The sequence below is a fragment of the Phenylobacterium sp. genome (assembly GCF_046590535.1).
GTDB lineage: Bacteria > Pseudomonadota > Alphaproteobacteria > Caulobacterales > Caulobacteraceae > Phenylobacterium.
The window spans coordinates 1-6,517 of the sequence record NZ_JBKJTG010000153.1; the positions used below are offsets into that span (position 1 = coordinate 1).

The following is a 6,517-nucleotide window of genomic DNA, read 5'->3' on the forward strand; positions in this document are numbered from 1 at the left end:
ATCCGGTAGAGGCCGCAGAGCTTGTTGCCGTCCGGGTCCCGCAGATAGGCGAGGTAGAGCTTACCGACGCTCCCCTCGCGCGGACCCGGCGGGTTCTCGATAGCGGTCCCGCCGTTGGCGACGCCAGCGGCGTGCCAGGCGTCCACCTGCTGCGGCGAGGCGCAGGCGAAGCCAACAGTGCCGCCGTTGGCCCTACAGGCCGGTTCGCCGTCGATCGGCTTGGATACGCCAAAGGCTCCGCTTGGCCCCCGGTAGAAGAGCCGACGGTCCTCGTTCAGGACGCCAGGGCCGACTCCGAGAGCGCCGAACACCGCGTCGTAGAACCGCTTGGCCTTATCGAGATCGTTCGTGCCGACCATCACATGTGAGAACATCGCGCCTTCCCCCTCGTTCGCTGACTTGGCGTGCCGACACTAGCCGGAAGGCGCGGGCGGCAAAAAGCCCCGGACGTCGCTCTCCGGGGCCTTTCTAATTTCAGCAGAGCGAGGCTCAGTCCTCGGCGAAGGTCTGCTCGCCGGTCGGGCCGGAGTCCTTGCCCTTTTCTGACGGGTCGCGGTCGACGAACTCGATCACCGCCAGCGGGGCGTTGTCGCCATAGCGGTAGCCGGCCTTGGGCACGCGGATATAGCCGCCCTGGCGTTCGGCGTAGCGCGGGCCCAGCACGGCGAACAGCTTGCCGACCTGCTCCACGTCACGGACCTGGCTGATCGCCTGGCGCCGCGCATGCAGGTCGCCGCGCTTGCCCAGCGTCACCAGCTTCTCGACGAACGGCCGCAGCTCTTTGGCCTTCGGCAGGGTGGTGACGATCTGCTCGTGCTTGATCAGGCTCGCGGCCATGTTCGCGAACATGGCGGTGCGGTGGGCGGTCGTTCGGTTCAGTTTGCGGTGGGCTTTGCCGTGACGCATCTCGTATCTCCTTGGCCATCCGGCCCGCCTGACGCTCCCGATCTGCGGGAAGGCGTCGATTCCTAAGCAAGCCCAGCCTGCTCCCGCCTGGGTCGACACGACGCGCCGGGGCCCTCCACCGCTGTTGCGGCTTCAACAGGCCCGGACCGCAGACGCGGCCCGGAGTCGGCGCAATACAATCCTACATCTGGTCTTCGAACTTCTTGGCGAGCTCTCCGATATTTTCCGGCGGCCAGTTCGGCACATCCATGCCGAGGTGCAGCGCCATGCCGGCGAGCACTTCCTTGATCTCGTTGAGCGACTTGCGGCCGAAGTTGGGAGTGCGCAGCATCTCCGCCTCGGTCTTCTGGATCAGGTCGCCGATGTAGACGATGTTGTCGTTCTTCAGGCAGTTGGCCGAGCGGACGGAGAGCTCGAGCTCGTCCACCTTCTTGAGCAGCGCCGGGTTGAACGGCAGCTCGGGCTTGGCCTCGCCTTCGACCTTCTTCTTGGGCTCTTCGAAGGTGATGAAGATCTGCAGCTGGTCTTGCAGGATGCGCGCGGCGTAGGCCACGGCGTCCACGGGCGAGACCGCGCCGTTGGTCTCAACTTCCATGATCAGCTTGTCATAATCGAGGCTCTGGCCCTGGCGGGTCGGCTCGACACGGTAGGCGACCCGCTTCACCGGCGAATAGAGCGCGTCCACGGCGATCAGGCCGATGGGAGCGTCTTCCGGACGGTTCATTTCGGCGGGGACATAGCCCTTGCCGGTCTGGACGGTGAATTCCATGCGCACCTGGGCGCCTTCGTCCAGGGTGCAGAGAACGTGGTCGCCGTTGAGGATCTCGATGTCCGAGGGCGCCTCGATCTGGCTGGCGGTCACCACGCCCGGGCCGGTGGCGCGCAGGGTCATGCGCTTGGGGCCCTCGGCGTGCATGCGCACAGCGAGCTGCTTGATGTTCAGGACGATGTCGACGACGTCCTCACGCACGCCTTCCAGCGAGGAGAACTCGTGGACCACTCCGTCGATCTGCACGGCGGTCACGGCGGCGCCTTGCAGCGAAGACAGAAGCACGCGGCGCAGGCTGTTGCCCAGCGTCACGCCAAAACCGCGTTCGAGGGGTTCGGCCACCAGACGCGCCTTGCGGGCGGCGTCGGCGCCGGTCTCGATTTGCGGCTTTTCGGGACGGATAAGCTCGTTCCAGTTTCTCTCGATCACGGATTGATGTCCCTCGAAACGCAGGATCGCCGACCGCAAACGCGGTCCGGCGCCTCGTATTGCAGTACGTTGTTACTCAGACGCGCCGGCGCTTAGGCGGCCGGCAGCCGTTATGCGGAATTGGGGTCACGTCGCGGATGGTCGTGATCGTCATGCCCACAGCCTGCAGGGCGCGGAGCGCGGACTCGCGGCCCGAACCCGGACCCGAGACGTTCACTTCCAGCGTCTTGACGCCGTGCTCAGAGGCTTTCCGGCCGGCATCCTCGGCCGCCATCTGGGCGGCGTACGGGGTCGATTTGCGGGAGCCCTTGAAACCCATCATGCCGGCGGAAGACCAGGAGATGGTGTTCCCCTGAGCGTCGGTGATGGTGATCATGGTGTTGTTGAACGAGGCGTTCACGTGCGCCACGCCCGAAGTGATGTTCTTACGCTCGCGACGTTTGACGCGCGCCGGTTCCTTGGCCATCGGAGATAAGCTCTCTTACTTCTTCTTGCCAGCGATCGGCTTGGCGGGACCCTTGCGGGTGCGGGCGTTGGTGTGCGTGCGCTGGCCGCGGACCGGCAGGCCCTTGCGGTGACGCAGGCCGCGGTAGCAGGCCAGGTCCATCAGCCGCTTGATGTTCACTGCGGTCTCGCGACGCAGGTCGCCTTCCACCGTGAAGTCACGGTCGATAGCCTCGCGGATGTGCAGGACTTCCTGGTCGGTTAGCTGATTGACGCGGCGTGCGTCCTCGATCCCGACCTTCTCGACAATCGACCGCGCATTGGCGGGGCCGATGCCATGGATGTACTGTAGCGCGATGACCACGCGCTTGTTCGTAGGGATGTTGACGCCAGCAATACGGGCCACGTGGGATTCTCTCTCCTGGTCACGCAAGAAAAGCGCGAACGGCGCCCCGGCCCCACTGACCCGAAGGCTTAGGCCGGCGCGTCCCTCGCGCTCTTTCGCGGAAGCGCTTCGTTATAGGGATCGTTGCGCTTCCGTCAACAACGGAAACGCCCAAATGTGGACGAACGATAGTCGGCGCAAGAGCCCTGCCCTGCACGCGCTCACACATCGAACGACCCCGACCATCGCCGGAATGGGGTGAGGAAAGCATGAACAGGGGCAGCCGCGCAATCGCGATGGCCCCGCACCTAGCCGTGGGCCGCATCCAGGGCCTTGTCGATGGCCTGGGCGACCGCGTCGATGGAGCCCATGCCGTCCACTTCGATGAGATTGCCTTGCGCCTGGTAGTACGGCAGCAGCGGCGCGGTCTGGGCGTTGTAGGCCGCCAGCCGCACCTTGAAGCTCTCGGGATTGTCGTCAGCGCGGCCGGATTCGGCGAATCGGCCGGCCACGCGCTCCACCAGGGCGGGATCGTCCACTCGCAGGCGCACGACCAGGTTGATTCGCTTGCCGCGACCCTTGAGCATCAGGTCCAAGGCCTGGGCCTGGGCAATGGTGCGGGGGAAGCCGTCGAAGATCGCGCCCCCGGCCGCCTCGGCTTCCGGCAGGCGCTCCTCAATGAGGGCCACCACGATCTCGTCGGAGACCAGTTCGCCGCGCTGCATGATGCCCTGGACCCGCTGGCCAAGCTCGGAGCCCGACGCGATGGCCGCGCGCAGCATGTCGCCGGTGGACAGCTGGACCATCCTGCGGCTCTCCAACAGGCGCTTGGCCTGGGTGCCCTTCCCCGCCGCAGGCGGGCCGAACAGGATCAGGTTCATCATTGAAAAAGCCCCTCCCTCGCCGGCCCTCTACGGGGCCTCGGCCGCGCCGTCAGCGGTTACGTACGCCCCGCAGCTTCGACTTCTTGATCAGCCCCTCATACTGGTGCGCCAGCAAGTGCGACTGTATCTGGGCCACGGTGTCCATGGTGACGCTGACCACGATCAGGATCGACGTGCCGCCCATGTAGAACGGCGCCTTGTAGAACCCGATCAAGGCCTCCGGCAGCAGGCAGACGATGGCGATGTAGGCAGCCCCGATCACCGTCAGCCGGGTCAGCACAAAGTCGAGGTACTCGGCAGTGCGCTTGCCCGGCCGGATACCCGGCATGAAGCCCCCGTACTTGCGCAGGTTTTCGGCCGTGTCCTCGGGGTTGAACACCACGGAGGTGTAGAAGAAGCAGAAGAATACGATGAGGGCGCCGTACAGCAGCATGAACAGCGGCTGGCCGTGCTGCAGTTGGCCCACCGCGCTGGGCAGCCACTGCGCCCAGGACGGCAGGTTGGTGGTGTCCTGGAAACCCATGACGGTGGCGGGCAGCAGCAGCAGCGACGAGGCGAAGATCGGCGGGATCACGCCAGAGGTGTTGATCTTCAGCGGCAGGAACGAGGTGTCCCCGCCGAACATGCGGTTGCCCACCTGTCGCTTGGGATACTGCACCAGGAGACGCCTCTGAGAGCGCTCCATGAACACGATGGCCACGGTCACGCCGATGGCCAGCAAACCGATCATCAGGAGCGCGCCGCCGCTCAGCGTGCCGGTGCGGGCCATCTCGAAGGCCTGCGCCACATAGCGCGGCAAGACGGCGACGATGCCGGCGAAGATGATCAGGCTGATGCCGTTGCCGACGCCGCGGCTGGTGATCTGCTCGCCAAGCCACATCAGGAACATGGTGCCGCCGGTCAGCGTCACGACGGTGGAAATGATGAAGAACAGGCCCGGATTGTCGACCAGGCCCGGCGAGTTGCTCAGGCCGACGGCGATGCCGAACGACTGGAACAACGCCAGGATCACAGTGAGGTAACGGGTGTACTGGTTGAGCTGCTTGCGCCCCGCCTCGCCGCCTTCCTTCCGCAGCTTCTCCCACGGCGGATAGACCGTCCCCAGGAGCTGCACGATGATCGAGGCCGAGATGTACGGCATCACGTTCAGGGCGAAGATGGCCATCCGCTCGACGGCGCCGCCGGAGAACATATTGAACATGCCCAGGACACCCTGGGCTTGGCCGGAGAACGCCTGGCTGAACGCGGCGATGTCGATGCCCGGGATCGGGATGTAGGTCCCCAGCCGGTAGACCACCATCGCGATGAGGGTGAACCAGATACGCTTATGAAGCTCCGTCGCCTTCTGGAAGGCGCCGAAGTTCATGTTGGCGGCAAGCTGTTCCGCGGCCGAAGCCATTCAGCAATTCCCCTGACTCGTGGTCCCGCTCAGATAGGACGGCCCGGCCTCAGTTGCGAGGCCGGAATGGTCGCACGGCTCAGGCGGAAGCTTCCGCCACCGCTTCCTTCTTGGTGGTGGTGAGCGTGCCACCGGCCTTTTCCACAGCCGCGCGGGCCGAGGCCGAGGCGGAATAGACCGTGATGTTCAGCTTGGAGGTGAGCTCGCCCTTACCGAGGAGCCGCACGCCGTCCAGCGCCCGGCGGACGACGCCCGCGGCGATCAGCACCTTGGCGTCGATGGCGGCCTTGGCGTCGAGCTTGCCGGCCGCGATCGCCTGTTCGAGGCGCCACAGGTTCACTTCGGCGAACTTCTTGGCGAAGGGATTGTTGAAGCCGCGCTTGGGCATCCGCATGTGCAGCGGCATCTGGCCGCCTTCGAAGCCGGCGATGGCGACGCCCGAGCGCGCCTTCTGGCCCTTCACGCCGCGACCGGCGGTCTTGCCCTTGCCCGAACCCGGGCCGCGGCCGACGCGCATGCGGTTCTTGGTGGAGCCCTCGCGCGGAGCCAGTTCGTTGAGCTTCGTCATGTGCCTCTCCTTGGAGATCTGTCGCCGGGGCGTACCCCGACTCGGCTGAAATGTGTTTGGCCGGAATGGCCGGGCCCGAGGGCCCTGGCGGAGGTTAGTCCACCACCTCGACCATGTGCGCGACCTTGGCGATCATCCCGCGGGTCGAGGGCGTGTCTTCGAGTTCGGAGACCCGCCCCATGCGGTTCAGGCCCAGGCCTACGAGGGTGGCGCGCTGGTCCTTCTTGCGGCGGATCGGGCTGCCGGTCTGACGGACTTTGATCGTAGCCATTACGCTTATCCTTCCGCGTCCGCGACGGGCTGACCCGTCGAGGCGCCGTCGGCGCGGCGGCCGAGTACGTCGGAGACCTTCTTGCCGCGCTTGGCCGCGACCTGGCGGGGCGAAGACTGGGCCTTCAGCGCCTCAAAGGTCGCGCGCACCATGTTGTAGGGGTTGGACGAGCCGACCGACTTGCCGACCACGTCCTGGACGCCCAGGGTTTCGAGAACCGCCCGCATCGGGCCGCCGGCGATAACGCCGGTGCCAGCCGGCGCCGCGCGGACCATGACCTTGCCCGCGCCCCAACGGCCGGCGCCGTCGTGGTGCAGGGTGCGGCTTTCGCGCAGCGGCACGCGGATCATCGATTTCTTGGCTTCTTCGGTCGCCTTGCGGATGGCTTCCGGCACTTCGCGCGCCTTGCCATGACCAGAAGGGCCGCGTGGGCTTTGGTCATGGCAAGGCGCGCGAAGTGCC

Annotated in this window: 10 protein-coding genes; all 10 read right to left on the reverse strand. The window is 66.1% G+C overall.

Translation table 11 applies throughout. The features are described 5' to 3' along the window. A partial coding sequence (locus ACLL81_RS09155) for a VOC family protein (protein ID WP_411288035.1) occupies positions 1-374 on the reverse strand: 374 nt, incomplete at its 3' end. Between the two features lie 115 nt (positions 375-489). Then, positions 490-906, reverse strand: coding sequence for a 50S ribosomal protein L17 (gene rplQ / locus ACLL81_RS09160; protein ID WP_411288036.1), 417 nt, complete (start codon positions 904-906; stop codon positions 490-492). Positions 907-1,087: 181 nt separating this feature from the next. Next, positions 1,088-2,104, reverse strand: a complete 1,017-nt coding sequence (locus tag ACLL81_RS09165; protein WP_411288037.1) for a DNA-directed RNA polymerase subunit alpha — start codon at positions 2,102-2,104, stop codon at positions 1,088-1,090. A 76-nt stretch (positions 2,105-2,180) separates the two neighbouring features. Then, positions 2,181-2,570 carry a 30S ribosomal protein S11 gene (rpsK, locus tag ACLL81_RS09170; RefSeq protein ID WP_411288038.1) on the reverse strand — a complete coding sequence of 130 codons (390 nt, stop codon included), beginning with the start codon at positions 2,568-2,570 and terminating at the stop codon, positions 2,181-2,183. Positions 2,571-2,585: 15 nt separating this feature from the next. Next, a complete protein-coding gene (rpsM, locus tag ACLL81_RS09175; protein WP_411288039.1) occupies positions 2,586-2,954 on the reverse strand; it encodes a 30S ribosomal protein S13 in 369 nt (122 codons plus the stop codon). Between the two features lie 287 nt (positions 2,955-3,241). Further along, positions 3,242-3,814, reverse strand: a complete 573-nt coding sequence (locus ACLL81_RS09180) for an adenylate kinase (RefSeq protein WP_411288044.1) — start codon at positions 3,812-3,814, stop codon at positions 3,242-3,244. Between the two features lie 52 nt (positions 3,815-3,866). Then, positions 3,867-5,216 carry a preprotein translocase subunit SecY gene (gene secY / locus ACLL81_RS09185; protein ID WP_411288040.1) on the reverse strand — a complete coding sequence of 450 codons (1,350 nt, stop codon included), beginning with the start codon at positions 5,214-5,216 and terminating at the stop codon, positions 3,867-3,869. 79 nt (positions 5,217-5,295) lie between these two features. After that, positions 5,296-5,784: a 50S ribosomal protein L15 gene (gene rplO, locus ACLL81_RS09190; protein WP_411288041.1), complete on the reverse strand. Its 489-nt coding sequence runs from the start codon at positions 5,782-5,784 to the stop codon at positions 5,296-5,298. A 94-nt stretch (positions 5,785-5,878) separates the two neighbouring features. Beyond that, positions 5,879-6,055: a 50S ribosomal protein L30 gene (gene rpmD / locus ACLL81_RS09195; protein WP_411288042.1), complete on the reverse strand. Its 177-nt coding sequence runs from the start codon at positions 6,053-6,055 to the stop codon at positions 5,879-5,881. A gap of 5 nt (positions 6,056-6,060) precedes the next feature. After that, positions 6,061-6,517 (reverse strand): 30S ribosomal protein S5 (locus ACLL81_RS09200; RefSeq protein WP_411288043.1); only part of this gene is annotated, 457 nt, incomplete at its 5' end.

Bases quoted from the DNA above. Each gene is read 5' to 3' on its own strand.
- rplQ (WP_411288036.1), bottom strand. From the start codon at position 906: ATGCGTCACGGCAAAGCCCACCGCAAACTGAACCGAACGACCGCCCAC.
- rpsK (WP_411288038.1), bottom strand. From the start codon at position 2,570: ATGGCCAAGGAACCGGCGCGCGTCAAACGTCGCGAGCGTAAGAACATC.
- ACLL81_RS09180 (WP_411288044.1), bottom strand. From the start codon at position 3,814: ATGAACCTGATCCTGTTCGGCCCGCCTGCGGCGGGGAAGGGCACCCAG.
- secY (WP_411288040.1), bottom strand. From the start codon at position 5,216: ATGGCTTCGGCCGCGGAACAGCTTGCCGCCAACATGAACTTCGGCGCC.
- rplO (WP_411288041.1), bottom strand. From the start codon at position 5,784: ATGACGAAGCTCAACGAACTGGCTCCGCGCGAGGGCTCCACCAAGAAC.
- rpmD (WP_411288042.1), bottom strand. From the start codon at position 6,055: ATGGCTACGATCAAAGTCCGTCAGACCGGCAGCCCGATCCGCCGCAAG.